The 26,041-nt window shown below is 73.7% G+C and carries 28 protein-coding genes and 1 riboswitch; of the genes, 9 read left to right on the top strand and 19 right to left on the bottom strand.

What is annotated here, in order from left to right; all coding sequences use genetic code 11:
* The first annotated feature begins 93 nt into the window (after nucleotides 1-93).
* Both ABD268_RS13310 and glpK read left to right on the top strand, forming a co-directional pair.
* Nucleotides 94-918 (top strand): DUF1028 domain-containing protein, encoded by an 825-nt coding sequence (locus ABD268_RS13310; protein ID WP_344152773.1) that lies wholly within the window; start codon nucleotides 94-96, stop codon nucleotides 916-918.
* Complete coding sequence (gene glpK / locus ABD268_RS13305) at nucleotides 915-2,384, top strand: glycerol kinase GlpK (RefSeq protein ID WP_344152770.1); 1,470 nt, start codon at nucleotides 915-917, stop codon at nucleotides 2,382-2,384. Before ABD268_RS13310 ends, glpK begins: the two co-directional genes overlap by 4 nt.
* A gap of 61 nt (nucleotides 2,385-2,445) precedes the next feature.
* On the opposite strand, the gene ABD268_RS13300 is transcribed toward glpK, so the two are convergent.
* From ABD268_RS13300 to ABD268_RS13280, 5 genes are all read right to left on the bottom strand, one after another.
* Nucleotides 2,446-3,360 carry a hypothetical protein gene (locus tag ABD268_RS13300; RefSeq protein ID WP_344152767.1) on the bottom strand — a complete coding sequence of 305 codons (915 nt, stop codon included), beginning with the start codon at nucleotides 3,358-3,360 and terminating at the stop codon, nucleotides 2,446-2,448.
* Complete coding sequence (locus ABD268_RS13295; protein ID WP_344152878.1) at nucleotides 3,353-4,021, bottom strand: response regulator; 669 nt, start codon at nucleotides 4,019-4,021, stop codon at nucleotides 3,353-3,355. The genes ABD268_RS13300 and ABD268_RS13295 overlap by 8 nt, the downstream gene beginning before the upstream one ends.
* A gap of 40 nt (nucleotides 4,022-4,061) precedes the next feature.
* Nucleotides 4,062-4,568, bottom strand: coding sequence for a flavin reductase family protein (locus ABD268_RS13290; protein ID WP_344152764.1), 507 nt, complete (start codon nucleotides 4,566-4,568; stop codon nucleotides 4,062-4,064).
* Nucleotides 4,565-5,674, bottom strand: coding sequence for a MacS family sensor histidine kinase (gene macS, locus ABD268_RS13285; RefSeq protein WP_425573721.1), 1,110 nt, complete (start codon nucleotides 5,672-5,674; stop codon nucleotides 4,565-4,567). The genes ABD268_RS13290 and macS overlap by 4 nt, the downstream gene beginning before the upstream one ends.
* A 68-nt stretch (nucleotides 5,675-5,742) precedes the next feature.
* Nucleotides 5,743-6,477 carry a lysophospholipid acyltransferase family protein gene (locus tag ABD268_RS13280; RefSeq protein WP_344152761.1) on the bottom strand — a complete coding sequence of 245 codons (735 nt, stop codon included), beginning with the start codon at nucleotides 6,475-6,477 and terminating at the stop codon, nucleotides 5,743-5,745.
* A gap of 125 nt (nucleotides 6,478-6,602) precedes the next feature.
* Here ABD268_RS13280 and ABD268_RS13275 point away from each other — a divergent pair, with 125 nt between their 5' ends.
* Genes ABD268_RS13275 through ABD268_RS13265 form a run of 3 tightly spaced genes read left to right on the top strand, consistent with a single transcriptional unit; the run spans nucleotide 6,603 to nucleotide 9,087 of the window.
* Nucleotides 6,603-7,373, top strand: a complete 771-nt coding sequence (locus ABD268_RS13275; RefSeq protein ID WP_344152758.1) for an alpha/beta hydrolase — start codon at nucleotides 6,603-6,605, stop codon at nucleotides 7,371-7,373.
* Between the two features lie 54 nt (nucleotides 7,374-7,427).
* Nucleotides 7,428-7,814: a hypothetical protein gene (locus tag ABD268_RS13270; protein ID WP_344152755.1), complete on the top strand. Its 387-nt coding sequence runs from the start codon at nucleotides 7,428-7,430 to the stop codon at nucleotides 7,812-7,814.
* 28 nt (nucleotides 7,815-7,842) lie between these two features.
* The gene (locus ABD268_RS13265; RefSeq protein WP_344152752.1) at nucleotides 7,843-9,087 is read left to right on the top strand and encodes an ornithine cyclodeaminase, nickel-pincer nucleotide-dependent; all 1,245 of its coding nucleotides are present in this window, start codon (nucleotides 7,843-7,845) and stop codon (nucleotides 9,085-9,087) included.
* On the opposite strand, the gene ABD268_RS13260 is transcribed toward ABD268_RS13265, so the two are convergent.
* Genes ABD268_RS13260 through ABD268_RS13240 form a run of 5 tightly spaced genes read right to left on the bottom strand, consistent with a single transcriptional unit; the run spans nucleotide 9,020 to nucleotide 13,058 of the window.
* Complete coding sequence (locus ABD268_RS13260; RefSeq protein ID WP_344152749.1) at nucleotides 9,020-10,045, bottom strand: ROK family protein; 1,026 nt, start codon at nucleotides 10,043-10,045, stop codon at nucleotides 9,020-9,022. The two genes, ABD268_RS13265 and ABD268_RS13260, sit on opposite strands and share 68 nt — an antisense overlap.
* A 2-nt stretch (nucleotides 10,046-10,047) precedes the next feature.
* Entirely contained in the window at nucleotides 10,048-10,989 is a 942-nt protein-coding gene (locus ABD268_RS13255) for an ROK family glucokinase (RefSeq protein WP_344152746.1), read from the bottom strand.
* On the bottom strand, nucleotides 10,986-11,405 hold the full coding sequence (locus ABD268_RS13250; protein WP_344152743.1) for a hypothetical protein: 420 nt from the start codon (nucleotides 11,403-11,405) through the stop codon (nucleotides 10,986-10,988). Before ABD268_RS13250 ends, ABD268_RS13255 begins: the two co-directional genes overlap by 4 nt.
* Nucleotides 11,402-12,583, bottom strand: a complete 1,182-nt coding sequence (locus ABD268_RS13245; protein ID WP_344152740.1) for an ArsA family ATPase — start codon at nucleotides 12,581-12,583, stop codon at nucleotides 11,402-11,404. The genes ABD268_RS13250 and ABD268_RS13245 overlap by 4 nt, the downstream gene beginning before the upstream one ends.
* Nucleotides 12,584-12,605: 22 nt before the next feature.
* Nucleotides 12,606-13,058, bottom strand: coding sequence for an SRPBCC family protein (locus tag ABD268_RS13240; RefSeq protein WP_344152736.1), 453 nt, complete (start codon nucleotides 13,056-13,058; stop codon nucleotides 12,606-12,608).
* A gap of 193 nt (nucleotides 13,059-13,251) precedes the next feature.
* Between ABD268_RS13240 and ABD268_RS13235 the strand changes: the two genes are divergently transcribed.
* The gene (locus ABD268_RS13235; RefSeq protein ID WP_344152733.1) at nucleotides 13,252-15,039 is read left to right on the top strand and encodes an AMP-dependent synthetase/ligase; all 1,788 of its coding nucleotides are present in this window, start codon (nucleotides 13,252-13,254) and stop codon (nucleotides 15,037-15,039) included.
* A gap of 14 nt (nucleotides 15,040-15,053) precedes the next feature.
* On the opposite strand, the gene ABD268_RS13230 is transcribed toward ABD268_RS13235, so the two are convergent.
* From ABD268_RS13230 to ABD268_RS13205, 6 genes are all read right to left on the bottom strand, one after another.
* Nucleotides 15,054-16,319, bottom strand: a complete 1,266-nt coding sequence (locus ABD268_RS13230; protein WP_344152730.1) for a M48 family metallopeptidase — start codon at nucleotides 16,317-16,319, stop codon at nucleotides 15,054-15,056.
* A complete protein-coding gene (locus ABD268_RS13225; protein WP_344152727.1) occupies nucleotides 16,316-17,524 on the bottom strand; it encodes a hypothetical protein in 1,209 nt (402 codons plus the stop codon). Before ABD268_RS13225 ends, ABD268_RS13230 begins: the two co-directional genes overlap by 4 nt.
* A gap of 37 nt (nucleotides 17,525-17,561) precedes the next feature.
* A complete protein-coding gene (locus tag ABD268_RS13220; protein ID WP_344152724.1) occupies nucleotides 17,562-18,536 on the bottom strand; it encodes a C40 family peptidase in 975 nt (324 codons plus the stop codon).
* A gap of 37 nt (nucleotides 18,537-18,573) precedes the next feature.
* Nucleotides 18,574-18,733, bottom strand: a riboswitch (cyclic di-AMP (ydaO/yuaA leader).
* 164 nt (nucleotides 18,734-18,897) lie between these two features.
* The gene (locus ABD268_RS13215) at nucleotides 18,898-19,104 is read right to left on the bottom strand and encodes a hypothetical protein (RefSeq protein WP_344152721.1); all 207 of its coding nucleotides are present in this window, start codon (nucleotides 19,102-19,104) and stop codon (nucleotides 18,898-18,900) included.
* A gap of 88 nt (nucleotides 19,105-19,192) precedes the next feature.
* Nucleotides 19,193-20,503, bottom strand: coding sequence for an NYN domain-containing protein (locus ABD268_RS13210; protein ID WP_344152718.1), 1,311 nt, complete (start codon nucleotides 20,501-20,503; stop codon nucleotides 19,193-19,195).
* A 2-nt stretch (nucleotides 20,504-20,505) separates the two neighbouring features.
* Complete coding sequence (locus ABD268_RS13205) at nucleotides 20,506-20,760, bottom strand: hypothetical protein (protein WP_344152715.1); 255 nt, start codon at nucleotides 20,758-20,760, stop codon at nucleotides 20,506-20,508.
* A gap of 112 nt (nucleotides 20,761-20,872) precedes the next feature.
* Here ABD268_RS13205 and ABD268_RS13200 point away from each other — a divergent pair, with 112 nt between their 5' ends.
* Genes ABD268_RS13200 through ABD268_RS13190 form a run of 3 tightly spaced genes read left to right on the top strand, consistent with a single transcriptional unit; the run spans nucleotide 20,873 to nucleotide 23,572 of the window.
* Nucleotides 20,873-22,654: a DEDD exonuclease domain-containing protein gene (locus tag ABD268_RS13200; RefSeq protein WP_344152712.1), complete on the top strand. Its 1,782-nt coding sequence runs from the start codon at nucleotides 20,873-20,875 to the stop codon at nucleotides 22,652-22,654.
* Nucleotides 22,655-22,664: 10 nt separating this feature from the next.
* A complete protein-coding gene (locus ABD268_RS13195) occupies nucleotides 22,665-22,943 on the top strand; it encodes an Lrp/AsnC family transcriptional regulator (RefSeq protein WP_344152710.1) in 279 nt (92 codons plus the stop codon).
* A 2-nt stretch (nucleotides 22,944-22,945) separates the two neighbouring features.
* Nucleotides 22,946-23,572, top strand: coding sequence for a hypothetical protein (locus ABD268_RS13190; RefSeq protein WP_344152707.1), 627 nt, complete (start codon nucleotides 22,946-22,948; stop codon nucleotides 23,570-23,572).
* Nucleotide 23,573: 1 nt separating this feature from the next.
* On the opposite strand, the gene trpD is transcribed toward ABD268_RS13190, so the two are convergent.
* The 3 genes from trpD to ABD268_RS13175 are packed head-to-tail and all read right to left on the bottom strand — an operon-like array spanning nucleotide 23,574 to nucleotide 26,038.
* Nucleotides 23,574-24,599 (bottom strand): anthranilate phosphoribosyltransferase, encoded by a 1,026-nt coding sequence (trpD, locus tag ABD268_RS13185; protein ID WP_344152704.1) that lies wholly within the window; start codon nucleotides 24,597-24,599, stop codon nucleotides 23,574-23,576.
* A 31-nt stretch (nucleotides 24,600-24,630) separates the two neighbouring features.
* The gene (locus ABD268_RS13180) at nucleotides 24,631-25,053 is read right to left on the bottom strand and encodes an Rv3143 family two-component system response regulator (RefSeq protein WP_344152701.1); all 423 of its coding nucleotides are present in this window, start codon (nucleotides 25,051-25,053) and stop codon (nucleotides 24,631-24,633) included.
* Nucleotides 25,054-25,063: 10 nt separating this feature from the next.
* Nucleotides 25,064-26,038 (bottom strand): cytochrome c oxidase assembly protein, encoded by a 975-nt coding sequence (locus ABD268_RS13175; protein WP_344152698.1) that lies wholly within the window; start codon nucleotides 26,036-26,038, stop codon nucleotides 25,064-25,066.
* Between the last annotated feature and the right edge of the window lie 3 nt (nucleotides 26,039-26,041).

Genomic DNA, 26,041 nt, shown 5'->3' with positions numbered 1-26,041 from the left:
GTCGGCGCAGTTGTACCGGCGCGGGCGTGAAACTGCGCCGACTCGAGCTGCTCTGGTCGTCAGACTGCGCCGACTCGGCACTAGGGTCGCGACATGACCTTCTCGATCGTGGCCCGTTCCGCCGACGGAGAGTCGTGGGGGGTGGCCGTCGCCTCGAAGTTCCTGGCCGTGGGCTCCGCCGTACCGGCCGCCGTGGCCGGGGTCGGCGCCATCGCCACCCAGGCCGACGCCAACGTCGCGTACAAGGGTCAGGCCCTCGCCCACCTCGACGACGGGGCCACCGCCTCGGTCGCGCTCCAACGCCTGCTCGAGGACGACGAGGGCCGCGACCACCGCCAGGTCGGCATCGTCGACGTCGACGGCGGCGCCGCGTCGCACACCGGGCACGCCTGCCTCGACTGGGCGGGCAGCGTCACCGGTGACGGCTTCGCGATCCAGGGGAACATCCTGGTCGGCGAGCAGGTCGTGGAGGCGATGGAGCAGGCCTGGCGGGACTCCGGTGAGGATGCCCCGCTGGCCCGGCGGCTGCTCGCCGCCCTGGCCGCCGGTGACGCCGCCGGCGGCGACAGCCGGGGCCGGCAGTCGGCCGCGCTGCTGGTGGTCCGCGACGGGGCGGGGTACGGCGGCCTGGACGACATCGCGGTCGACCTGCGCGTCGACGACGCCGCCGACCCGCTCGCCGAGCTGGCCCGGTTGCTCGACCTCAACGATCTCTACCTGACCGCCTCGACCGAGGAGGAGAAGGTGCCGCTGACCCCGGAGATCGAGCAGGAGCTGGAGGCGTTCGCCCAGGCGGGCGGGCACCGGGACTTCCATGCCTGGGTCGGCACCGAGAACTACGAGATGCGGGTCGCGCCCGACCTGGCGTGGATCGACCGGCGGATCCTCGACCTCGTCCGCGGGACCCCGGCGCCGTGAGCGTCCTGGCCATCGACGCCGGCACGACCGGCGTCACCGCGGTCGTCGTCGAGGACGACGGCACCATCGCGGCCACCGGCTACCAGGAGTTCGCCCAGCACTTCCCGCACCCCGGCTGGGTCGAGCACGCGCCCGAGGAGATCTGGCAGGCCACCCTCGAGGCCACCCGCGCGGTCCTGAAGAAGTACGACGCGAGCCGGCTCCGGGCCATCGGCATCACCAACCAGCGCGAGACGATCCTGCTGTGGGACCGGGAGACCCTCGGCTCCCCCCGGCGCGCGATCGTCTGGCAGGACCGGCGTACCGCCGACATCTGCACCCGCCTGCGCGACGAGGGCCACGAGGAGCGGGTCACCGAGCTGACCGGCCTGCGGCTCGACCCGTACTTCTCGGGGACCAAGCTGATGTGGCTGGCCGAGCACGAGCCGCACACCTGGGCCCTCGTGGAGTCCGGCCGGTACGCCGTCGGCACCGTCGACTCCTACCTGGTCGCGCGGATGACCCGCGGCACCTACCACGTCACCGACGTGTCCAACGCCTGCCGGACCCTGCTCTTCGACCTCGCGAAGGGCGACTGGTCCGACGAGCTGTGCCGGCTCTTCGGCGTGCCCCGCGACGCCCTGCCCGAGCTGGTGCCGAACTGGGGCGAGATCGCGACGACCGACCCCCGCTCCTTCCTGGACCTGTCGCTGCCCGTCGCGGGGATGGCGGGCGACCAGCAGTCGGCGCTCTTCGGGCAGACCTGCTTCGACGAGGGCGACTCCAAGTGCACCTACGGCACCGGCTCGTTCATCCTCACCAACACCGGCGGCACCCTCGAGCGGTCCGAGGCCGGCCTCCTGTCCACCGCGGCCTGGCGCTCCCCCGACGGTGACCTCACCTACGCGCTCGAGGGCGCCATCTTCGTGACCGGCGCGGCCGTCCAGTGGCTGCGGGACGGCCTCCAGATCGTCGGCTCGGCCGCCGAGACGGCCGCCATCGCGGCCACCGTCCCCGACAGCCAGGGCGTGGTGTTCGTGCCTGCCCTGACCGGTCTCGGCGCCCCGCACTGGGACCCGCACGCGCGCGGCCTGATCATCGGCCTGACCCGCGGCACCACCCGCGCCCACATCGTCCGCGCGACGCTGGAGGCGATCGCCTTCGAGGTGCGCGACGTGCTGGAGACACTGCCGGCCCGCGCCGCGCTCCGCGTCGACGGCGGGGCCTCCGCCAACGACCTGCTCTGCCAGATCCAGGCCGACCAGATCGGCGTACCCGTCGAGCGGCCCGCCATCGTCGAGACCACCGCCCTCGGCGCGGCGTTCCTGGCCGGGCTCGGCACCGGCGTCTGGTCCTCCACCGACGAGCTCCGCGAGACCTGGCGCCTGGACCGCCGGTTCGAGCCCTCCGGCGACCGCTCGGGCCCGGACGAGGCGCACGGTCGGTGGCTCGAGGCGGTCAGCCGCTCGAAGGACTGGGCGCGTTGAGCGGTAGTCCGTGACGCTTTGGTTGTGGACGACGCATTTTCCACAACCAAAGCGTCACGGACTATCCCTCCTTCTCCGCAGCCCTGGCCTCGGCCGCCGCGGCCGCGTCCCGCTCCCGGGTCGCCTCGGTGACCGCGGTCTCGGCCTCGGTGCGGGCGTCCTCGGCCTCCTCGAGCTCCTCGTCGACCTCGTCGGCCTCCTCCTCGAGCTCCGCCAGCCTGCGCCGGAGCTCGTCGAGCTCGCCCTGGACCTGGAGCCCCCGGGCCTCGAGCTCCTCGACCCGGGCGGCCGCCGCCGTCAGCGCCTCCCGGGCCGACTCGAGCGCGGCCTCGGCCTGTTCGACCCGCCGGCGCGCGGCCTCCCGGGCCTTCCGGTCCGCCTCGGGATCGGGTACGACGTGCAGCTCCGGCCGCGGCGCGGAGCCGTCCTCGCGAGGGGTCGCCGCGAAGCCCAGCGCCTCGGGGACGGCGACCGCCGACCCGAGGTCCACGGCGTCGACACCGGTGCTGGCCAGCGACGTGACGAGCAGCCCGCTGCGGACCGCCCGGGCGCACTCCGCGTCGAGGATCGCGGCGGTGAGCGTGGCCTCCACCTGGTCGGCCACGGCCGGGGTGACCTTCTGCCCGTTCTCGGCGGCCACGGCGCGGGCACGCGCCGTCACAGCCGCCGTGAGCTGGCGCCGCTGGCGGGTCAGCGCCCGCAGCTCGTCGCCGGCGAGGTTCGCCTGGGCCTCGCGCAGCGCGGCCCCGACGTCCAGCACCTGGCCGACCTGCTCGGCCTCCCGGCGCACCAGCAGGTTGACCACCCAGGCCGCGACCGAGGGCTTGCGCAGTGCCTTGACCGCGGCGGACAGCTCGGGGTCGGGTTTCTTCAGCTCGCGGGCCCGGGCGTCGCGCGCCGGGGTGAACTCCGGCAGGGCCAGGCCGTAGAGCTCGTCGGCGACCTCGAGCAGCGCGGCGCGGTCCGGCTCAGCCACGGCCGGGCTCCTCGGCCGGCTCGTCGAGGCCCTGCTCGATGGCGTAGCGGGTGAGCTCGACCCGGTTGTGCATCTGGAGCTTGCGCAGCGTGTTCTGCACGTGGTTCTGGACGGTGCGGTGGGAGAGCACCAGGCGGTCGGCGATCTGCTTGTAGGACATGCCCTTGGCCACCATCCGCAGCACCTCGGTCTCGCGCTCGGTGAGCTCGGGGCGGTGGACGGCGTCGGCCGGCGAGTCCTCGGGCGCCCCGCCGGCGAGCCGCCGGAACTCCCCCAGCACCAGCCCGGCCAGGCCCGGGGTGAAGACGGTGTCGCCCGCGGCCACCCGGCGGACCGCCGCGAGGAGCTCCTCGCGGGACGCGGACTTGACCAGGTAGCCGGTGGCCCCGGCCTTGACGGCGGCGAGCACGTCGTCCTGCTCCCCCGACGCCGAGAGGATCAGCACCCGGGCCGCCGGATCCTGGCGGATCACCTCGGCGGTCACCTCGACGCCGGTGGGCGCCGGGATCTGCAGGTCCAGCACGACCACCCGCGGCCGGGTGGCGTGGAAGCGCACGAGCGCCTCACCTCCGCTCGCCGCGACCGCCACCACCTCGAACCCGGCCGCCGCCAGGTCCCGCTCCACCGCGTCGCGCCACATCGGGTGGTCGTCGACGACCATCACCCGCACCGGCTCGTCCACCCGTCCCCCCTTCCGCCTGTCACTCGCCGCGACTGTAGCGACCCCGGCGGTGCACGAGGGGGACATCGGCCTCCCCCACCTCGACGCGCTCGAGGGTGCAGGTGACCAGGCTCGACCAGCCGACCTCGGCGGTGGACTCCAGTGCGACGCCCGCCCACGTGTCCGCGCCGAGCAGCCGCGGGCCCCAGGGCGTGGACTCGAACTCGCCGGTGCGGAACGGCCCGCCCGGCGCGGGCGCCGTGCCCGCGAACGCGTCGGCGAGCCCCCGGTGCTCCCAGCCGAGGAGCTGGACCACCGCCCGGCCGGTGCGGACGAGGGTGTCGGCGAGGTCGGAGTCGGGGTCGAGCAGGCCCAGCACGCGCGGCGGCTCGCCGTTCGCCACCATCAAGGAGGTCACGGTCAGGCCGGCGCGGCCGGTCTCGTCACCGGCCGTCCAGAGGGTGACCGCGCCGCCGAGCCGGCCGCGCCAGCGCCGCACCGGGTCCGGCTCGGGGTCGAGGAACGGGTGCTCGCTGTGGATGGTCACGCAGGCGAGCGTACGGCGCGCGGCGGGGCCGCCGAGCCTGGTCGCGGCACGCACAGCTCCCACTCGGTGCCGAAGGAGCCGGTGCTGAGCGTGGCCGTCCCGCCCAGGTCGGCGATCCGTCCCCGGATCGACTCCAGGACGCCGAGCCGCCCCTCGCGCTCCGCCTCGACGAGGCGCCCCACGGGGATCCCCGGCCCCTCGTCGCGGACGCTCAGCTCGAGCCGGTCGGGGAACGCCTCGAGCAGCACCCACGCGGGCGCGTCGGGCCCGACGTGGCGGGCCACGTTGTCCAGGCACGCCTCGACCACCGCGACCAGCTCGGCCACCACGGGCGCCGGCAGGCGGACCGGTTCCCCGGGCGTGGCGACGCTGATGCGTCGTACCGACTCCAGCCGGCCGAGCGCCGCGACCAGGTCCGCCGAGCCGGCTGCCGACGGCGACGGCGCCGTGACGGCGTCCTGGCGCCGGATGAGCGTGCGCAGCGCGGCCTCCTGCTCCCCGGCCAGCCGGCCGAGCTCGGCCGACTCGCCGCCGAGCTCGGCGCCGCGCCGCTGGACCAGGGCGAGGACCTGGAGCACCCCGTCGTGCACCGCCCGCGCCAGGCGGGCCCGCTCCGCGGCCGCCGCCGCGGTGCGTTCGGCCACGTCCCGCTCGTCGGCCATCTGCTGCAGCGAGGCGCTCATGAACCCGACCACCGGTCCGCCGACCAGGAGCAGGAAGACGTTGCCGTAGTTGGCCTGGGTCAGGTGGCTGCGCACGGCCAGGTCGGCCGCGGCGAGGACCGCACCGGCGGCCAGCCCGCCCGCCCATCGCCAGTGCAGCGCCCACGCGAGCAGGGCGCCCATCACCCAAAAACCCGGGATGGTCGCCTCCATCCCCGGCCCCTTGACCAGCGGCGAGACCAGGACCAGCGCCACGGCGACGGCCAGGTCGAGCACGAGCAGCAGGGCCGTACGCCGTGCGGGCGCGGCGTACGCCCAGATCGCGACGCCGGTCCACGTCGCCATCAGGCCCACGCAGGCGGCCCCGGCCACCGGGTGCCGGAAGTTCTCGGCACGGTAGAGGTTGAGGGCGACCGCGTTTACCAGCACCAGGACGCGGAGCACCGCCAGCGCCCGGAAGAGGCGGCTCTCGACGGCGACGGCCGCCGGCCCGGCCCCGGCGGGGGTCGCGGTCAGGACGCCTTCTTCTGCTCGTCCGCAGCGGCGGCCTCGGCGGCCTCCTTCTCGAGCCGCTTGGACTCCTCCTTGGCGCGGCTGGCGTACATGTCGACGTACTCCTGGCCGGAGAGCCGCATGATCTCGTACATGATCTCGTCGGTGATCGAGCGCAGGATGTAGCGGTCGTTCTCCATGCCCTCGTACCGCGAGAAGTCCAGGGGCTTGCCGAAGCGCACCACCGGGCGGGTGAAGGTGCCGAACTTCTTGCCCGGCGGGGCCACGACGTCGGTGCCGACCACGGCGACGGGGATGACTGGGACGCCGGTCTCCAGCGCCAGCCGTGCGACTCCGGTCTTGCCGCGGTAGAGCCGGCCGTCGTGGGAGCGGGTGCCCTCGGGGTAGATCCCGAAGAGGCTGCCTTCGCCGAGGACCCGCTTGGCCGAGAGCAGCGCACCCGCCGCGGCGTCGGCGCCCGAGCGGTCGATCGGCACCTGCCCGGAGCCGGAGAAGAAGGTCTTCTTCAGCCAGCCCTTGACGCCCCGGCCGGTGAAGTACTCCGCCTTGGCCACGAAAGTCACCCGTCGCGGCAGCGTCAGCGGCATGAAGAGCCAGTCGGCGTACGAGAGGTGGTTGCTGGCGAGGATGGCCGGCCCCTCGGCGGGCACGTTCTCGGCACCGGAGACCCGCGGCCGGAAGACCAGCCGCAGCCAGGGCCCGAGGGCAACCCACTTCAGGAACCAGTAGAACACCGTTGAACCCTCCCCAAGACTCCAGATGTCGCTACCCGACCGGACCGATGCACGAAGCCTACTGCCGAGTCCGCATCCCACGCTCTCCCGCGCGCGAGGGCGTGGCCTGGGGCACAATGCCGCGCATGACGGTGCACCCCCTCGCCACCCCGCTCTCGCTCCCGGCCCGCCCCGAGCTCACCGGCGGGCGCCCGCTGGGTGTGCTGCTGCTGCACGGCTTCAGCGGCTCGCCCGCCTCGATGAAGCCGTGGGCCCACGCGCTCGCCGAGAAGGGGTACGCCGTGGAGGTGCCACGGCTGCCCGGCCACGGCACCCGCTGGCAGGACCTCAACCGGGTCGCGTGGACCGACTGGTACGCCGAGGCCGAGCGCGCGCTGGACCGGCTCCTGGCCAGCACCGACGCCGTCGTGGTGGGTGCGCTCTCGATGGGCGGCTCGGTGGCCCTGCGGCTCGCCGAGGAACGCGGTGCCGACGTGGCCGGGATAGTCCTGGTCAACCCGTTCGTCTCCAGCACCCGCAGGGAGCTGAAGGCGCTGCCGCTGCTCAAGCTCGTGGTGCCGTCGATGAAGGGGGTCATCAACGACATCAAGAAGCCCGGCCAGGACGAGGTCGGCTACCCGCGGCTCCCGCTCAAGGGGCTGGCGGCGGTGACGGACCTGTGGCGGGCGGTGGTGCCCGACCTGCCGAAGGTCACCCAGCCGCTCCTCTACTTCCGGTCCTCGATCGACCACGTCATCGACGACTCCTCGAGCCGGACCGTCCTCGGTGCCGTCAGCTCCCGCGACGTGGAGGAGCGGATCCTGACCGAGAGCTACCACGTCGCGACGATCGACAACGACGCGCCACGGATCTTCGAGGAGAGCGCGGAGTTCGTCGCCCGGGTTACCGCAACCTGACGAACCGGGGCGCCGCCGGTGGTCCCGCGACCGCGGACCACCTACCCTCGACCCGTGCAGCCCGACAGCGAGGACGACGCCTGGCGCTCGATCGTCGAGAACTACGGGGCCCGCCCTGAGCTCGGCCCCGAGGAGGCCCCGGAGCCGGCCCCGCAACCGGTCCCGGAGCCGGCGAGCGAGGACGCCGAGGCCGGCGACGAGGAGCGGTACGTCCCGCCGCCGCCTCCCCCGCTCCCGCACGTCGCACCGGACCGCCTCGCCGCCTGGAGCGGGGTCTTCGGCGCACCGACCGTCCTGCTCGTGGCCCTGCTCTTCGGGATCCACCTCCCGGCCTGGCTCGGCTACCTCCTCGTGGCCTCCTTCGTCGGCGGCTTCGTCTACCTCGTCGTGCAGATGCCCCGCGGACCACGCGACCCCGGAGACGACGGCGCGCGCCTCTAGGGCACGCGGTGTGGATAGGCTCGCCCCCGTGAGTGAGAGCGAGACCGTCGAGATCAGCGGCCACCTGATGGACCACGGCATCCTGTCCCGGGTGCTGGACGACATCCGCGAGTACAGCGGGGACTACACGATCGACCGGTTCGACGTCGGACGGGAGACCGACGACACCTCGCACGCGGTCATCACCGTCACCGCCGACGACGACGAGGGCCTCCAGCGGCTGCTGATGCGGCTGCAGACCCGCGGGGTGAACATGGTCCACCCGGGCGAGGCCGAGGTGGCCGCCACCGTCACCGACGGGGTCTTCCCCGACGGGTTCTACTCCACCACCAACCTCGAGACCCGGGTCCGGGTCGACGGCCGCTGGCTCAACGTCGGCAACCCCGAGATGGACTGCGGGCTCATCCTCGAGCGCGACCCCCACGGCACCCCGAGCCGGGTCTACACGCTCCCGATGTCCGACGTCCGCGCCGGCATGCTCGTCGTCTGCGGTGCCGCCGGCGTGCAGGTGAGCATCCCCAAGCCGGACCGGACCGCCGGGAGCTTCGGCTTCATGGAGTCCGACGTCTCCTCCGAGAAGCCCCAGGCCGTGCTGGTCCGTCAGGTCGCCAACGGCATGCGCGAGGCCAAGGCCGCGGGCAAGAAGGTCCTCTGGGTCGGCGGCCCCGGTGTCGTGCACACCGGCGCGGCCCCCGCCATGGTCGCGATGGTGGACGCCGGCTTCGTCGACGTCCTGTTCGCCGGCAACGCCCTGGCGACCCACGACATCGAGGCCTCGCTCTACGGCACCAGCCTGGGCGTGGACCTGGCGATGGGCAGCGGCGTCGAGCACGGCCACGAGCACCACATCCGGGCCCTGAACACCATCCGCAAGGAGGGCTCGATCCGCGCGGCGGTCGAGTCCGGCGTCCTCACCGGCGGGATCATGCACGCCCTGGTCACCCACGACAAGGAGTTCGTGCTGGTCGGCTCGGTCCGCGACGACGGCCCGCTCCCCGACGTCCACACCGACGTCCTCGAGGGCCAGCGCGCGATGCGGGCGCACCTCACCGACGTCGGCTTCTGCCTGATGGTCGCGACCATGCTGCACTCGGTGGCGACCGGGAACATCCTGCCCGCCTCGATCCCGCTGGTGTGCGTGGACATCAACCCGGCGACCGTGACCAAGCTCGCCGACCGCGGCTCCTCGCAGGCCCGCGGCATCGTCACCGATGTGGGGCTGTTCCTCGAGCAGCTCGCCGTCGAGCTCGTCCCCGAGTACCGGCGCTCCTGACCCAGCGTCCCTCGCCCCGTACGACGGTGCGGGCGAGGTCGGCGGCCCCCACGGCGCCCGCCTCGGGTCCGAGGGTTGCCCGCAGCACCGGTGGGACGACCCGGTGGCCGGCTCCGACCAGCGACTCACCCAGCGCGGCCCGCGCCGGCTCGAGGAGCAGGTCCCCGGCCGCCGAGACTCCCCCGCCGACGACCATCACGTCGGGGTCGAACGCCGCCACCAGGTTGGCCAGCCCCACACCCAGCCAGCGGCCCACGGAGCCGAACGCCTCCAGCGCCAGCGGGTCCCCCGCCTCGGCGGCGCTGGTGACCATCGGGCCGGTCAGCCGGTCCGGGTCGCCCTCACAGAGCTCGCGCAACGTCACGGAGCCGTCGAGCCGGACCCGTGCGTACCGGGCCAGGGCGTTGCCGCTGGAGTACTGCTCCCAGCAGCCGCGGCCACCGCACTCGCAGGCCAGCCCGTCCGGGACGACCTGCATGTGGCCGAACTCCCCGGCCATGCCGTTGCTCCCGCGGTGCACCCGGCCGTCGATGACGACCGCGCCGCCGATGCCCGTGCCCAGCGTCACGACGATGACGTCGCTCGCGCCCCGGGCCGCGCCGTACGCGCACTCGGCCCGGGCCGTGCAGTTGGCGTCGTTGTCGAGCACGACCGTGGTGCCCCAGCGTTCCATCAGCCGGGCCCGGACCTCCTCGCCGCGGAACGGCAGGTGGGGGGCGAACATCACCCGCTCCCCCGCGGCGTCCACGAAGCCGGCCGCCGCGATGCCCACCCCGTCGACGCGGCGCCCACGCGCCACGTCGCGCACGGCCTCGGTCAGCGCGTCCTCCACGACCGCGGCGTCCACGCTCCGGCCCGGCGTCGAGCGGCGCGCGGTGCGCACCAACCGGCCCGAGGACGACACGGCGGCGGCGAGCACCTTGGTGCCCCCGACGTCGACCCCGATGAAGAGCGGCACCGCTACCGCCGCGACAGGTCGGCGGCGCCGATGAGGCCGGCATGGTTGCCGAGCCGCGCCTTGCGGATCTCGAGGGTGGGCCGGAAGTCCCGGTCGGGCATCTGCGCGGCGAACGCGGTGCGGACCGGGTCGAGCAGCAGCTCGTCCGCCTCGCTGACGCCGCCGCCGATGACCACCACGGCCGGGTCCAGGATCTCGGTGAGCGAGGCGATGCCCTCGCCCAGCCAGGTGCCGACCGCCGCGAGCTGCTCGAGCGCGAACGGGTCGCCGTCTCGGGCGGCCTCCGTCACCAGCGGTCCGGTGATCCGCTGCGGGTCTCCACCGGCCCGCTCCAGCAGGTTCCGCGCCCCGGCCGAGCCGCGGTCGGCGGCGGCCCGGACCTCGCGGACCAGCGCCGAGCCGCTGGCGTACTGCTCGAAGCACCCGTGCTTGCCGCAGCCGCACAGGATCCCGTCCGGGACGACCCGCATGTGGCCGATCTCGGCGCCGACGCCGAACGCACCCCGGTAGAGCGCGCCGTCGAGCACCAGGCCGCCGCCGACGCCGGTGCCGACGGTGACCAGCAGCAGGTCGTCGATGTCGTGGCCGGCGCCGAAGCGGAACTCGCCCCACGCGGCGGCGTTGGCGTCGTTCTCGATGACGACCGGCAGGTCCACGCGCTTCTCGAGGTCGGACCTGAGGTCCACGTTGCGCCAGGCGAGGTTGGGCGCGAACAGCACCACCGCCCGGGCCTTGTCGATGTAGCCGGCGGCGCCGACGCCCACCGACCCGATCGAGTGCCGGGACGCGAGCTGCGAGACCAGGTCGGCGATCGCCGCCTCGATCTCCTCTGCGTCCGTCGCCGGCGACTCCACGCGCAGCTCCTCGAGGATCTTGCCGTCCTCGTCGACCACGCCACCCGCGATCTTGGTGCCGCCCACGTCGATCCCACAGGCCAGCGTCATTCGTCGTCCTCCTCGGGCCAGGCCCCGTCGATGTCGTCATCCAGGTCGATCCGCTCGACCCCTCCGGCCCGGCCGCGGGCGTCGTCCGGCACGGCCGTCGCCAGCATCCCGGCGGCCGCCTGCAGCAGCGAGGAGGCCGCCACGGCCAGGTGCGCGCGCACCTCCGGGCTCGTCTGGCGTACGACGTGCACCGCGCGGCAGACCGGGCAGTAGGTGCACTCGGGCGCGCCGGTGGCCAGGTGCTCGTTGACCTCGTGCACCGACGCTGCGGCCTGGTCCGCGAGCCCGGACAGCCCGTGGCCGAGGTCCGGGCCGTGGTCGCGTGCCCAGTCCGAGAGCGCGCCGAAGAGCTTCAGCGCCTCCTCGGACACGCTGCCCACGTGGTCCCGGCTCCCCGGGTCCCCTGGCTCACTCACGTCCCTGCTCCTGATCCCGTCACCTCGAACCTCACCTGCAGCTCACCGTCGTCCACGCGGGCCCCGGCGATGCGGTGCCGCGAGAGTCCGGCGGGCAGGGTGAGGAGACGACGATACGACCCCACGGTCACCACGAGGTCGTCGCCGTGCCTGGCGAGATCGACCTCGGCCCGGGTCACGTTGGGCAGGGCCAGCCGGAGGACGGCGCCGCGCTCGTTCCGGCTCACCCGGAACGGGCCGCTGCCCCGGGGCGCGGCGAGCGGGTCGGCGCCGTCGTACAGCTCCTTGGCGAGCTCGGTGAGCGCCGGCACCCCGACCGGCTCGCCGGTGCGGTAGACCGAGCGCCAGATCGGCAGGCCGGCGAAGGACTGCGCGGCCTCGGCCAGCACCCGGTCCTGGGCGGTCACCCAGCCGCGGCGCCAGTCGTCGCCCCCGCCGGCCGGGAACACCCGGTTGGCCACCACCCCGTCGAGGCGGTAGCCGTACAGGGACAGCGTGGTGTAGGAACGCCGGGCCTCGGCGAGCACGACGTTCTCGGGCGTCAGCACCAGCCGGACGCTCGCGCCTTCGCCCGACAGCAGCGACTGCACCTCGTCCAGCTCGGCGTGCAGCCGCTCCACGGCGTCGAAGACGCTGTCGCCGGGCATGGGTACGCCGGCCGCCCGGGTGAGCACCGGCTTGAGCGCCTTCACGACCCGCCGCTCCACGGGCAGCACCCGGTTCATGTACCACCCGAGCGCCTCGGGGAGCGCCAGCAGCCGCAGCGTCTCCGCGGTCGGCGCACAGTCCACGACGATCACGTCCCACTCGCCGGACAGCGCGTGCAGGCGCAGCTCGAGCAGCGCCAGCACCTCCTCCGCGCCGGGGATCACGGTCAGCTCCTCGGCAGCCAGCGGGTCCACGCCCGCGACGTCGAGCACCGAGAGCAGGTACCGCTGGATCTCCGACCAGGACTGCTCGAAGCGCAGCTGCGCGTCGACCTGCTGCACGAAGAGGCACTCGGCCACGGGGGTCGGCTCGGGGCCGACGTCGGCGCCGAAGGCGTCGGCCAGCGAGTGCGCCGGGTCGGTCGAGAGCACCAGCGTGCGGCGTCCCTCGGCCGCGGCGAGCGCCGCCGTGCCGGCAGCGACGGTCGACTTGCCGACGCCGCCCTTGCCGGTGAACAGGAGGATGCGCACGGTGAGCCGTTCGTCGCCCGCCTCAGGCGAGGGTCTCGACGCGCTTCTTCAGGCCCTTGAGCGCGGTGTCGATCAGGATCTTCTCGCCCTTGCGCTTGAGCATGCCGATCAGCGGGATCGAGACGTCGAGGGCGAGACGGTAGGTCACCTCGGTCAGCCCGCTGGCGCGCTCGCGCAGGATGTAGGCACCGTCCAGCGCGCGCAGCATCTTGCCCTCGACGAGGGTCCACGTGACGGTGCGGTCGGCGTCCCACTCGTAGGCGAGGGTGTACTCGTCCTTGATCGGCGAGACGTCGAGCTCGAAGAACACCTGCTCGGCGCGGCCCCGCGCCTCGCCGGCCTCGTAGGAGGAGACCACGTCGGCGGTCCGGACGCCCTTCGCCCACAGGGGGTAGGCCTCGAAGTCCGCGATCACGGCCATGACGTCAGCCGGGGCGGCCTCGATCTCGATCGAGGACGTCGTCTGCTCGGCCATGGGACTCCCCTGTCGGTTCGGTGCCGCCCGGGGCCGGTGCCCGTGCTGCATGGTCGCGTCGGGGAGCGAGCGTACCGGATGCGGGTACCCCGCTCCTCAGCGGTAACCTCCGTCGTTGACCCTCGTTCCGGAGTGCAGCAGACGAGCCGTCGTCCCGTGACGGCCCCTCCAGGAACCGCCCCGAGGAGGCACCGTGCGTGAGTTCTCCACGCCCCTGACGATCGAGGTCCCGGCCACGGGCAACCTCACAGACGACGTGGTGACCAACGCCCACGAGGCTCCCGACACGGTGGTCTTCAGCCGCCACACCGCCGAGGGCTGGGAGGACGTCACCGCGGCGACCTTCCTGGCCGAGGTGAGCGCGGTCGCCAAGGGCCTGATCGCCGCGGGCGTGGAGGCGGGCGACCGGGTCGCCCTGATCTCCAAGACCCGCTACGAGTGGACCCTGGTCGACTACGCCATCTGGTTCGCCGGCGCCGTCACCGTGCCCGTCTACGAGACCTCCTCGGCCGAGCAGATCTCCTGGATCCTGCGGGACTCCGGCGCCCGGGCCGTGGTTGCCGAGAGCTCCGACCACGTCGCGCGGGTCGCCGAGGCGCGGGCCGGGCTCGAGGAGCTCAACCACGTCTGGTCCCTCGCCGACAACGCTGTGGACGTGCTCACCCGGCTCGGTGCGGACATCAGCGACGAGGCACTCGAGGAGCGCCGGCGCACCGCCACCCCGCTGGACCTGGCGACGCTGATCTACACCTCGGGCACCACCGGGCGCCCCAAGGGCTGCATGCTCACCCACGGCAACTTCATGTTCGAGCTCGGCGTGGCCGTCGAGGAGATGGAGCGGCTGTTCACCACCGAGGGCGCCTCGACGCTGCTGTTCCTGCCGCTGGCGCACGTGTTCGCCCGGATCATCCAGGTCGGCGCGGTGAAGTCCCGGACCCGACTCGGCCACAGCGCCGACATCAAGAACCTGCTGGCCGACCTGCAGGAGTTCCGGCCGACGTTCATCCTCGCGGTGCCGCGGGTCTTCGAGAAGGTCTTCAACACCGCCTCGCAGAAGGCGACCGCGGACGGCCGCGGCAAGATCTTCGACCACGCCGCCGAGACGGCGATCGCCTGGTCCCGCGGCCTCGACAGGGGCCGGCCGTCCCTGGCCGTGCGCGCGCGGCACGCCGTCTTCTCGCGGCTCGTCTACGGCAAGCTCCGCGACGCGCTCGGCGGCCGGTGCGAGTACGCCGTGTCCGGCGGCGCGCCGCTGGGCGACCGTCTCGGCCACTTCTACCGGGGCATCGGCCTGACCGTGCTGGAGGGCTACGGGCTCACCGAGACCACCGCGGCCCTGACCGCGAACGTGCCGGGCGCGGTCAAGATCGGCACCGTGGGCCGGCCCTTCCCGGGCACCGCGGTCCGGGTCGCCGACGACGGCGAGCTGCTGTTCAAGGGCGGCCAGGTCTTCGCGGGCTACTGGGGCAACGAGGAGGCGACCCGCGAGACCCTGCAGCGCGACGGGTGGTTCCACACCGGCGACGTGGGCGAGGTCGACGACGAGGGCTTCGTGCGGATCACCGGCCGCAAGAAGGAGATCCTGGTGACGGCGGGCGGCAAGAACGTCGCGCCCGCGGTGCTCGAGGACCGGCTCCGTGCGCACCTCCTGGTGGACCAGTGCATGGTCGTCGGCGACGGCCAGCCGTTCATCGCCGCGCTCATCACCCTCGACCCCGAGGCCGTGCCGGCCTGGGCGGAGGCGCACCACAAGACGGGCTCCGTCGCGGACCTGGTCGACGACCCGGACCTGCGGGCGGAGGTCCAGACGGCGGTCGACGAGGCGAACAAGGCCGTGTCGAAGGCCGAGTCGATCCGCAAGTTCACGATCCTCCCCGACGACTGGACCGAGGAGGGCGGGCAGCTCACGCCGAGCCTCAAGCTCAAGCGCAACGTGGTGATGCGCGAGTTCCGCGACGAGGTGGCCGAGCTCTACGGCTGACCCGGCGGACCCGTTCAGCGGACCCTGGGGACCTTCCGGTAGAGCGGGGGCACCTCCGGGTAGAGCGTCCGGGCGATCGCGACCCGGGTGAGCGTGGTCGGGTGGCTGCCGAACCAGAACTGGGACCACGCAGGCGGCGTGGGATCGGCCAGCGAGCGCACCGCCAGCTCGCGCTGCATCCGGATGAACGCGTCCGGGTCGTGCGTCGCCCGCAGCGCGTCGACGTCGGCCCTGGTCTCGATCTCTCGGCTCACGGCGTTCTCGAGCGGGCTTGCGAGCAGCGTGCCGACGGCGAGCAGCGCCAGCACCAGCGGCACGAGGGCCGGGTCCCCCATCGGCCGACGCCGGCCCAGCGCACCCACCGCGAGCCCGAGCAGCCCCACGCCGACCAGCGCCGCGGACGCGCCCAGCACGGAGCCGGTCACGACGTCGTCGTGGCGCGCGTGGGCGAGCTCGTGCGCCACGACAGCCAGGGCCTGGTCGTCGGGCAGGTCGTGCACCAGGTTGTCGTAGACGACCACCCGGCGGGTGCTCCCGAAGCCGGACACGTAGGCGTTCAGCGTCGTCGTACGACGCGAGGCGTCGGAGACCAGGACGTCGTCGACGTGCACGCCCTCGCGGTCGGCGAGCCGCAGGATCTGGCTGCGCAGCGCCCCGTCGGGCAGGGGCGTGAAGGAGTTGAAGAGCGGCTCCACGACCAACGGGTAGACGAACGAGCCGACCAGGACCAGGCCGGACAGCAGGCCGCCGGCCACCGCCGGCCACCCGCGCGGCCAGCGGCGGGCGCAGCCGACCAGCACCACCAGTCCCACCGACGTCGTCAGGATCGTGACCAGCTCGGTCCGGACCATGTCGGCGGCGAACCCGCTCCAGGCCTGCCGGGTGAGCCCGTAGTCCAGCAGGTGCCGACGCATCAGCACGGCGAAGGGCAGCGTCAGGACCCGACCGATCAGCTCCAGCGCGGTCACCGCGAGCACGACGCGCCACCACCACGGCCCCCGCATCCGCTCCACGAGCCGGATCCCGTGGCGGGTGAACCCGAACCAGCACGCCACCAGCAGCGACACGACCAGCGAGCCCCAGCCCCAGACGCGCACCCAGGTGGCGAAGTCCTGGGCGGCGCTGACCTCCTCGGCGGAGAAGACCGACCGGGGCGGCGCCGGGGGCGGGGTGCCGCCGGGGACCGGCTGCCAGGGCACCAGCCACACGGCCAGCGCCACGAACGCGACCGCGCCGACGAGGAGGACGGCGAGCGACGTCCGCCGGTCAGCGTGGTTCACGACGCCAAGTCTGACAGCCCCTGCCGCCACTGCTGGGTCAGCTGCCCCACGCCCAGCCCGAACGTCGAGCGCAGCGCCGGTCCGAGGGCCGCCCCGTGGTCGACCCGCTCGTAGAGCCGCACCAGTGCCGCCTCGCCGCCGCTGGCGGCGAGCAGCCGGCAGGCGAACCACGCGCTCTCGTACGTCGCCCCGAGGTGGGTGGTGGTCGTGTCGAACTCGGCCGCACCGGGGAGCCGGGCGGGCGGGCCGTGGCGGCGGACCTGCCGGATGACCTGACCGGCCGTCGTGGTCAGCGGCAGGTCGACGTCTCGCAGGGCCACGTAGTCGGCGAAGCCCTCCAGCAGCCACAGCGGCAGGTTGCTGGTGGCGGCCCCGGTGGCGACGTGGACGGCCTCGTGGCTCATCACGACCTGGGCCCCCTGCGGTCGCAGCGAGTCGAACACGTCGGGGTTGACGAAGACGTGCACCGGCGAGCCGGGCGCCAGCGAGCCGTCGACCGTGGAGGTGACGGCGGCGATGTTGGCGTACTCCCCCGGATCGGCGTCCAGCGTGGCGTCGAGGTCGTGGGCCGACGCCGGGACCTCGACGACCAGGCCCGAGCGCCAGCGCGGCAGCACCCGGCGCACCACCGGCACCGCGGTCCGGGCGCGGCGGGCGTAGGCGTCCGCCTCGCCGGCCGGGCCGGCCACCATCACCAGCGTCGCCGGGGTGCGCCGGACCTCGAGGCGGGAGGCCAGCCACAGGGGGGTCCGCCGACCACCGCCGCCGAACCCGGCCACGGCGACCCCGCCGTCGCGGGGCACGAACCGGACGGTGACCTCGGCTCGCGCGGGCCGGGCGTCGAACCCCGCGAACCGCCAGGTCGCGTCCACCGCGGCCGCCCAGGACCCGTCGTCGGCGACGCCGCCCTCCTCGTCGACGTAGCGCACCGAGAAGTCGCGCACGTGCAGCGCGCGGGCGTTGTCGACCACCGCGGTCAGCAGCGACCCGGCGTGCTCGTCGCCCCGGGGCGCGAGCGCCCGGGCGGCGCCGGCGTCCCCGGCGACGACCGCGTCCTCGAGGTCGTGCAGCGCAGCCGCGGCCAGCGACGGCTGGGCCTGGGGCGCGGCCGGGCGCCGCTGGCCGGCGACGTAGGGGTCGCAGTCGAGCACCGACCAGGTGACCAGGCCGGCGACCAGCAGCAGGGACAGCGAAAGGCCGGCCACCCACCAGAGGGGGCGACCGGCCTTCGCACGGACGGGGTCAGCCAGGGCGGACCGCACCGACGTACGGCATCGCGTGCAGGCTGGTGACCTTCACGCCGGCGCTGGGGTTCTCGGCGTTCACGATCATGCCGTTGCCGATGTACATGCCGACGTGGCTGATCGGGCTGTAGTAGAACACCAGGTCGCCCGGCATCAGCTCGGACTCCGCGACGTGCGGGCCGGAGTTGTACTGGGCGCTGGACGAGTGCGGCAGCGCGACGCCGGCCTGGGCCCAGGCCATCATCGTCAGGCCCGAGCAGTCCCAGGCATCCGGGCCGGCCGCGCCGTAGACGTACGCGTCGCCGACCTGGGCCATGGCGAACTGGACCGCGGCAGCGGCGTTGCCGGAGGCGGCCACCGGCGGGGTCCGGGGGGCGGCGCTGCGCGAGGTCAGGGCCTCGCGCTGCTCGGCCTCGAGCTTGCCGAGCAGGGACTTCGCCTCGGCCAGCTTGTCGTCGATCGTGGCCTTCTCGTCGGCGAGCTTCTTCTTCGTCGCCGCGACCTCGGCCGCACGCTTCTCCGTGGCCTCGCGCCGGATGTCCAGCGCCTTGAGCTCGGTGGAGTAGTCCGCGAACAGCTGGCCCTGGAGGTCGTCGAAGGCCGACATCGTCGACAGCTGCGCGAGGAAGGACTTGGGGTCGTCGGAGACCACGACCTGACCCACCGCGGAGAGGCTCTCGCCCTCGTACTGGCGGACGATCGAGTCCTTGACCTGCTCCTGGACGGCGCCGAGGCGGTCGTCCTGACGGCGCTGGTCGGCCTTCAGGGAGCCCATGTCGTGGCGCAGGTCCTTGAGCTCGAGCTTGGCGTCGTTGTACCGCTCCGAGGCCTGCTCGGCCTGGTGGTACAGCGTGTCGACCCGAGACTTCACGTCATCGATGTCCGGCTCCGCCTGCGCGGGGGACGAGGGAACGACCCCGACCACGGCCGCGAGGGCCAGTCCGGACACTGCGGCGCCGAATGGGCGCGCCATGATTCGCTTCCGACCGTTCAGCACGAGCGGGCGGTCTCCCTTGCGTGTCGTACGCCTACCGGGTGAGCTGACGGGTTCGGGCACGACAGGCCCTACTCCCGCTCCTCGGCGACACAGGTGCCGCCGCCTTGCGGGAGATTCACCCCAGGTGGGTTGGTTCCCCGGCTCCCAGGCCTCCGAGACGGCCTGGAACTCGACGCAGTGCCCGCGTAGATCCGGTCTGATCCACTTTCACGGACACCTGAGCGCCACACACTAGTGGCGCGAGAGCGCCACCATCAAACTTTCATCCCCAAGTTTCGGGGTGTTTCTCGCCACCCACGTGGTCAATTCGGGGGAAATGTCACATCCGTCACTCCGGTCACGCCGACTCGATCTCGATGCCGGGCAGGGACTGCACGAGCCGGAGCGGAGGCACCAGGCCTCCCTCGGCCAGGACGTCGAGCGCGCGGCGCTCGTCGTCGTCGAAGGTCAGCTCGGGCGGCGGCCCGAGCAGCACGGTCACCACGCAGTCGTGGCACGCCAGCCCACGCACCACGCAGCTGTCGCAGTCGATTCGTGTCGTCATGTCCTCGACGCTCCCAGCAGCCACCGACAGCCCGGGCCGGGCTCGGCCCGCCACGGCGTGTCGCGACGTACGCCGGAGCCGCCCGGGCTCAGCTGAGCAGGCCGATGAGCGCCTCGGCGGAGTGGCTGCGGGCCCCCGCCCGCGCCACGTCGGTGGCGACCTCGCGGTCGCTGCTCACGACCGCCACCACGCGCCCGGACGGCTCGGCGGCCACCAGGTCGCGGATCACGTCGTCGGCGATCACACCCTCGGGGCTGAACACGACCTTGACCCCGCGTGGCGCCTGGGCGACCGTGCGCGCGGAGGCCGCGGCCGCGTCGAAGACGACGGTGGTCTCGACACCGAGCCTGGCCACCAGCGGCGCCAGTCCGGCCAGCAGCCTGATCCGCTGCGCCTCCAGCGGCGACGTCGGCCAGGCGGTCTTGCTCACGTTGTACCCGTCGACGATCAGCCGGGCGCGCGGCATGCCGAGCACCCGCTCCAGGAGCGCGGGGCTGCTCGACGCCGCGGCCGTGGCTCCGGCCCTCGCCGCGCCCGCCCGGACCAGGTCGGCCTCGACCCGGTCGCCCGGCGCCCCCTCGACGCTCGGCAGCGCCAGCTCCCGTCGCAGTCCGGACGCCGCGTCGATCACGGTGTCGAGCAGCAGCCGCGCGCGCAGCGACGCCTCGTCCCGGTCGGACCGGGCCGCGCGTCGGTCGGCCGACGCCTCGGCCTCGAGCTGGGCCACCTGGGCCCGCAGCCGGCGCAGCTCCTTGTCCTGGCCGGCGGCCTGGGCCGAGGCCGTGCGCTGCGCCTCCTCGACCGCCCGCTGCTGCTCCTCGAGCGCGGCCCGGGCCGCACGCTCGGCGGCGCGGGACTCCCCCAGCTTGCGCCGCAGGGAGGCGTTCTCGTTCTTGTACTCGTCGACCTGGGCGCGGTTGCGGGCCCGCAGGTCGCGCACGGCCTGCTCGGCGTCGGCGAGCTTGTCCCGCAGCCGGGCGACCTCGGCGGCCTCCCGCTCCACGGCGTCCGGCCGCTCCCGCAGCCGGTCCGCCGCGGCGTGGAGCACCTCCTCCCAGCCCTCGGGGCGCACCAGCCAGGCGGCAGCCGCGACCTCGGCGGGGTCGGCGCCCTCGTCGCCGCCGGCGAGCCCCGGCAGCGCGTCCGCGTCGTACGACGTGCGGGCGGCGACCTGGGTGCCCACGCGCTCGCGGAGCTCGTCGTCGGCCTCGAGGGCGGCGGCGATCGCCGAGCCACCCAGGCGGGCACGGCGCTGCGGCGCGAATCCGGCGACCCGGCGCAGCGCAGGCGGCAGCCGAACCACGTCGGGCAGCGCGTCGGCGGCGAGCGCCACGACCCGCGTGCGCACGGCGCCGGGCAGCCCGCCGAGGGTGAGCGGGGGCCGGGACACGGCAGTCACCGTCAGCCGCTCGCCGGCTCGTCGACGGCCTCGGTGCGCGCCACGACCTCGATCGCGTCGTCCCGGCCGCACCAGCGGCACACCACGGACGCGACCGACTCCGACTCGACCTCGGTCTCCTCGACCAGGTGCTCCCCGGCGAGGTCGAAGTGCCAGAACTCGCGGGTCCGCCGGGTGCGCGTCACGTCGAAGCGGGTGAGGTTGCCGCAGCCGGAGCAGCGCCAGCGGTGTCCCGCGTCGGGGATCACGGTGCTCACGGGCCTCCTCGGTGGTCCGGTCGGGTCTGTCGCCGGGTGGCGGTGCTCTCACGACCACCCTAGTCCGCGCGCCGCGGCCGGATTGTCGGTGCTCGCCTCTAGCGTCGACGACATGAGCAGCGCCGTTCAGGGTGCGCCTTCCCGATGGGAGTCGCAACGCAGTTTCGACGAGCTGGGGCGTCCACTGCGCGACATCACCTTCTGCGTGGTCGACCTCGAGACGACCGGCGGCTCGGCGCAGGGCGGGTCGATGATCACCGAGATCGGAGCGGTGAAGGTGCGTGGCGGGGAGGTGCTCGCCGAGTTCCAGACCCTCGTCAACCCCCACACCGAGATCCCGGCCTTCATCGCGGTCCTGACCGGCATCAGCAACACGATGGTCTCCGACGCGCCGTCGATCGAGTCCGCGCTGCCGGCGTTCCTCGAGTTCGCGGCCGGCACCGTGCTCGTCGCCCACAACGCCCCGTTCGACGTGGGCTTCCTCAAGCACTTCGCCGAGCAGCAGGGCCGCCCGTGGCCACGGTTCGAGGTGCTCGACACGGCCAAGCTCGCGCGCCGGGTGATCACCCGCGACGACGCGCCGAACTGCAAGCTCTCCTCACTGGCCCGCGTGTTCGGCTCCACGACCACCCCCAACCACCGGGCGCTGTCCGACGCCCGGGCCACCGTCGACGTGCTGCACGGGCTGATGGAGCGGCTCGGCGGCCTGGGGGTGCACACCCTGGAGGAGCTGCAGACCTTCTCCTCGAGGGTCACCACCGCCCAGCGCAAGAAGCGGCACCTCGCCGAGGCGCTCCCCCACTCGCCGGGCGTCTACCTCTTCCGCGACGACCGTTCCCGTGTCCTCTACGTCGGCACCTCCCGCGACCTGCGCACGCGGGTCCGCTCCTACTTCACCGCCTCGGAGACACGCTCCCGCATGGGCGAGATGGTGGGCCTGGCCTCGACGGTGGACGGGATCGAGTGCGCCACCGCCCTCGAGGCCGAGGTCCGCGAGCTGCGGTTGATCGCCGAGCACAAGCCGCGCTACAACCGGCGCTCCCGGTTCCCCGAGAAGGTGCACTTCGTCAAGCTGACCCGGGAGCCGTGGCCGCGGCTCTCACTGGTGCGCCGGGTGCTCGACGACGAGGCCGACTACCTCGGCCCGTTCGCCTCGAAGAAGTCGGCCGAGAAGTGCCTCTCCGCCCTCCACGACACGTTCCCGGTGCGCCAGTGCTCGGACCGGCTGTCCCGCGAGCCCTCCCGCGCGGCCTGCGTGCTCGCCGAGATGGGCCGCTGCCTGTCCCCGTGCGACGGCAGCGTCGACGCCACGACGTACGCCGCGGTCGTGCGGCAGCTGCGCGACTCGCTGCTGCGGCGGCCGGACGAGGTGGTCGAGGCCATCAATGCCCGGATGGCCGCGCTCGCGGCCGACGAGCGCTTCGAGGAGGCCGGCATCCACCGCGACCGGCTCGCCGCCTTCGTCCGCGCGGCCGCCCGCACCCAGCGGCTCTCGGCGCTGACCCGGTGCCCCGAGGTGGTGGCCGCCCGGCGCGAGGACGACGGGCGCTGGGCCGTCCACGTCGTCCGGTTCGGCAGGCTGGCCGCCGCCGGCACGATCCCGGCGGGGGCCGACGCGCACCAGTTCGTGGCCGAGCTGCGTGCCTGCGCCGAGACCGTCGCCGCGGCTCCCGGGCCGGTGCCCGCGGCGACGGCCGAGGAGACCGAGAAGGTGCTGCGCTGGCTCGAGTCCCCGGGCATCCGGCTGGTCGAGGTCGACGGCGAGTGGACCTGCCCGATCGCCGGCGCCACGCGACACCTCGCGATCCACGACGCGGTCAACCAGTCGCGGCTCTCCCTGGTGCCCTTCGACGACCGCCGCGGCCTCGCGCCGGTGCACCAGCCGGCCCGTTAGGGTGCTGCCCATGATCACCGCCATCGTCTTCGTCAAGGCCGACGTTGCCCGGATCCCCGAGGTGGCCGAGGGCATCGCCGCCCTCGAAGGCGTCAGCGAGGTCTACTCCGTGACGGGGCAGATCGACCTGATCGCGCTGGTCCGGGTCCGCAACCACGAGGACGTCGCCAGCGTGGTCGCCGACCGGCTGAACAAGATCCCCGGGGTGACCTCGACGGAGACCCACATCGCGTTCCGTGCCTACTCGCGGCACGACCTCGAGTCTGCGTTCTCCCTCGGTCTCGACTGAACGTGGCATGGCTCGGTGACCACTGGCTCGACATCCTGGGCTGGGGCGGCAGCGCCCTGCTGGTCTTCTCGCTGCTGCAGGCGCGGGTGCTGCGGTTCCGCACCCTCAACCTCCTCGCCTGCCTGATCCTGATCGTCTTCAACGCCCTCATCGGCGTCTGGCCGATGGTCGGCATGAACGCCGTGCTCAGCGTGATCAACGTCTGGTTCATCGTGCAGCTGGTGGGCCAGCGCCACGACGAGGCCGTCTTCGAGGCCGTCGAGGTCGGCACCGCCGACGAGTACCTCCGGCACGTGCTGCGCATCCACGGCGCGGACATCCTGCGCTTCCAGCCCGACCTCGTCTGGGACCCCGGCGACGAGGCGGGCCACGCCTTCGTGGTGATGAAGGGCGACGAGACGGTCGGCGTGGTCCTGCTCCGCGCCGAGGACCGGGTCGCGCGGGTGCTGCTCGACTACGTCACGCCGCGGTTCCGCGACTTCTCCCCCGGTGAGTTCGTGTGGCGCCGCAGCGGCCTGCTGCGCGACCACGGGTTCACCCGGGTGGTGACCCCTCCGGGGATGGTCGGGGCCTACTACGACCGGCTCGGGTTCCGTCCCGAGGGCGGGTCCTGGGTGCTGGAGCTGTAGCTCACCGCGAGGACGCGGCCACCCAGCGGTCGAGCGCCTGCTTGGCCGCGCCCGAGTCGATCGAGTCCCGGGCCCGCTCCAGCCCGACGGCCAGCGCCTCGTCCACGGGCACCGGCAGCGCGTCGTACACCGCGAGCGCGGCGGCCGCGTTGAGGAGCACGGCATCGCGCACGGCGTCCTGACGGCCGTCGAGCAGCCGACGCACCACCTCGGCGTTGTGGTCCGCGTCGCCACCGCGCAGCGCCTCGGTCGTGCTGCGCGGGAGGCCGAAGGTCGCCGGGTCGACCGTCACCGTGGAGACCTCACCGCCACGGACGACCCACACCGACGAGGTGGTCGTCGTGGTGAGCTCGTCGAGCCCGTCGTCGCCCCGGAACACCCAGGCGTCCACTCCGCGGCGCGCGAACACCCCGGCCATGACCGGTGCCATCCGGAGGTCGGCACAGCCGATCGCCTGCGCCGCGGGACGGGCGGGGTTGGTGAGCGGACCCAGGAAGTTGAAGGTGGTCCCGATGCCGAGCTCGCGGCGCGGCACGGCGGCGTGGCGCATCGCCGGGTGGAAGGCAGCGGAGAAGCAGAACGTGATCCCGGCCTCCTCCGCCACCGCGGCCACCCGGTCGGGGGGCAGGTCGAGGCGGATGCCGAGCGACTCCAGTACGTCGGCGGAGCCCGACTTCGACGAGGCGGATCGGGCGCCGTGCTTCACGACGCGGACGCCGGCCCCCGCCGCCACGATCGCGGCCATCGTCGAGATGTTGACCGACATCGAGCGGTCGGCGCCGGTGCCGACGACGTCGAGCAGCCGGCCCGGCACGGAGATGGGGTTGGCGCGCGCGAGCATCGCTGCCGCGAGGCCGGAGACCTCGTCGATCGTCTCGCCCTTGGCGCGCAGCGCGACCGCGAACCCGGCGATCTGGGCGGGGCTCGCCTCGCCGGCCAGGATCTCCTCCATCGCCCAGGCGGTCTGCTCGGACGTGAGGTCGCTCCGGGCGACGAGGGCGCCGAGGACCTCGGGCCAGCCGGTCATCGCGGAGCCCCGCGGACAGCCCGTCGGGCCATCAGGCGGTGGCGGGCACGCGCGAGCGCAGCAACGTCACCACGGTCTCGGCGAGCTGGATCGGGTCCAGCGGGTGCGGCACCGCCGCGTCCGCCCGCGACCAGGTCGCCAGCCAGGCGTCCTGCGGCCGGCCGGTGAGCACCAGCACCGGCGGGCAGCCGTAGATCTCGTCCTTGAGCTGCTTGGCGATCCCCATCCCGCCGGCGGGGACGGCCTCGCCGTCGAGGATCGCGAGGTCGATGCTGCCCGCGTCCATGTTCTGGAGCACGACGGGCTCGGTCGCGACCTCGACGTACTCCACCTCCGGCAGGTCCGGGTGCGGGCGGCGGCCGAGGGCGAGGAGGACCTGCTGTCGCGTGTTGACGTCGTCGCTGTAGACGAGCACCTTCAGCGGCGCGGTCCTGGTCGAGGTCGAGGCGTTCACGGCGGCGATGCTACCCGTCCCGGCCGGCCTCGCCGGGGCTGGTCGCCGACGCGCCGGCGGACCGGGCCGCGGCACGGGCCTCGAGCAGGTCCAGCCGCCGGTCCTCCCGCGCCGCCTCCTTCATCGAGGAGCGCACCCACTGCGCGAACAGCACGCCGAAGAAGACCAGCCCGATCAGGTCGCCGGAGCCCCACAGGATCCCGCCGGCGAGGTGCTGGTCGTCGTGCGGGTCGGGCAGCCAGGAGCCCATCGGCCCGTCGTGGAGCGAGGGGTACCAGTCGTGCCCGATCAGGGTGTCCTGGCCCATGATCGTGACGCCGAGGAAGGCGTGGAAGGGCAGCGTCAGCACCACCAGCAACATCCGCGCCGGGTAGCCGACCCGCCCGGGCACCGGGTCGATGCCCATCAACGGCCAGAAGAACAGGGCACCGACGAGCACCAGGTGCAGGTGCATCATCTCGTGGACGTACGCCGAGTGCAGCGACGCGTCGTACCAGCCGGAGAAGTAGAGCGCCCAGGGCGAGATGACGTAGAGCGCCAGCGTCAGCGGCGGGAAGGACAGCACGCGGGCGACCCGGGAGTGCAGCACCACCAGCAGCCAGCCGCGGGGCCGGGTGGGCAGGGTCCGCAGCGCGAGCGTGACCGGGGCGCCGAGCGCGAGCGCGAGCGGCACCAGCATCGACAGCAGCATGTGCTGGACCATGTGGACGCTGAGCAGGGTCAGGTCGTAGGTGCCCAGCCCGGAGGCGGTGGCGAAGTAGAAGGCGCCCATCCCGACGACCACGAAGGAGAGCGTCCGCCCCGCCGGCCAGCGGTCACCGCGGCGGCGCAGGGTGTGGACCCCGAGCAGGTAGAGACCGGCCACCCAGACCGTGATCACGAAGGGGATCGGCTCCAGCGACCACTCGCTGAACACCCGCCCCAGCGTGAACCTCGGGAGGGTCGCGGAGGCGTCCCAGGAGACGAAGAGCGAGGACACCAGCACGCT

The organism is Nocardioides koreensis (assembly GCF_039531775.1).
GTDB classification, from domain to species: domain Bacteria; phylum Actinomycetota; class Actinomycetes; order Propionibacteriales; family Nocardioidaceae; genus Nocardioides; species Nocardioides koreensis.
The sequence above is the reverse complement of the archived record's forward strand: the minus strand, read 5'-3'. Positions and strand labels throughout refer to the sequence as shown.

Excerpts from the sequence above, each read along its gene's own strand:
- ABD268_RS13220 (WP_344152724.1), bottom strand. The coding sequence starts at position 18,536 with ATGGCGCGCCCATTCGGCGCCGCAGTGTCCGGACTGGCCCTCGCGGCC.
- ABD268_RS13255 (WP_344152746.1), bottom strand. The coding sequence starts at position 10,989 with ATGACGCTGGCCTGTGGGATCGACGTGGGCGGCACCAAGATCGCGGGT.
- ABD268_RS13200 (WP_344152712.1), top strand. The coding sequence starts at position 20,873 with ATGAGCAGCGCCGTTCAGGGTGCGCCTTCCCGATGGGAGTCGCAACGC.
- ABD268_RS13310 (WP_344152773.1), top strand. The coding sequence starts at position 94 with ATGACCTTCTCGATCGTGGCCCGTTCCGCCGACGGAGAGTCGTGGGGG.
- ABD268_RS13215 (WP_344152721.1), bottom strand. The coding sequence starts at position 19,104 with ATGACGACACGAATCGACTGCGACAGCTGCGTGGTGCGTGGGCTGGCG.
- ABD268_RS13240 (WP_344152736.1), bottom strand. The coding sequence starts at position 13,058 with ATGGCCGAGCAGACGACGTCCTCGATCGAGATCGAGGCCGCCCCGGCT.
- ABD268_RS13195 (WP_344152710.1), top strand. The coding sequence starts at position 22,665 with ATGATCACCGCCATCGTCTTCGTCAAGGCCGACGTTGCCCGGATCCCC.
- ABD268_RS13275 (WP_344152758.1), top strand. The coding sequence starts at position 6,603 with ATGACGGTGCACCCCCTCGCCACCCCGCTCTCGCTCCCGGCCCGCCCC.
- ABD268_RS13295 (WP_344152878.1), bottom strand. The coding sequence starts at position 4,021 with ATGGTCGTCGACGACCACCCGATGTGGCGCGACGCGGTGGAGCGGGAC.
- trpD (WP_344152704.1), bottom strand. The coding sequence starts at position 24,599 with ATGACCGGCTGGCCCGAGGTCCTCGGCGCCCTCGTCGCCCGGAGCGAC.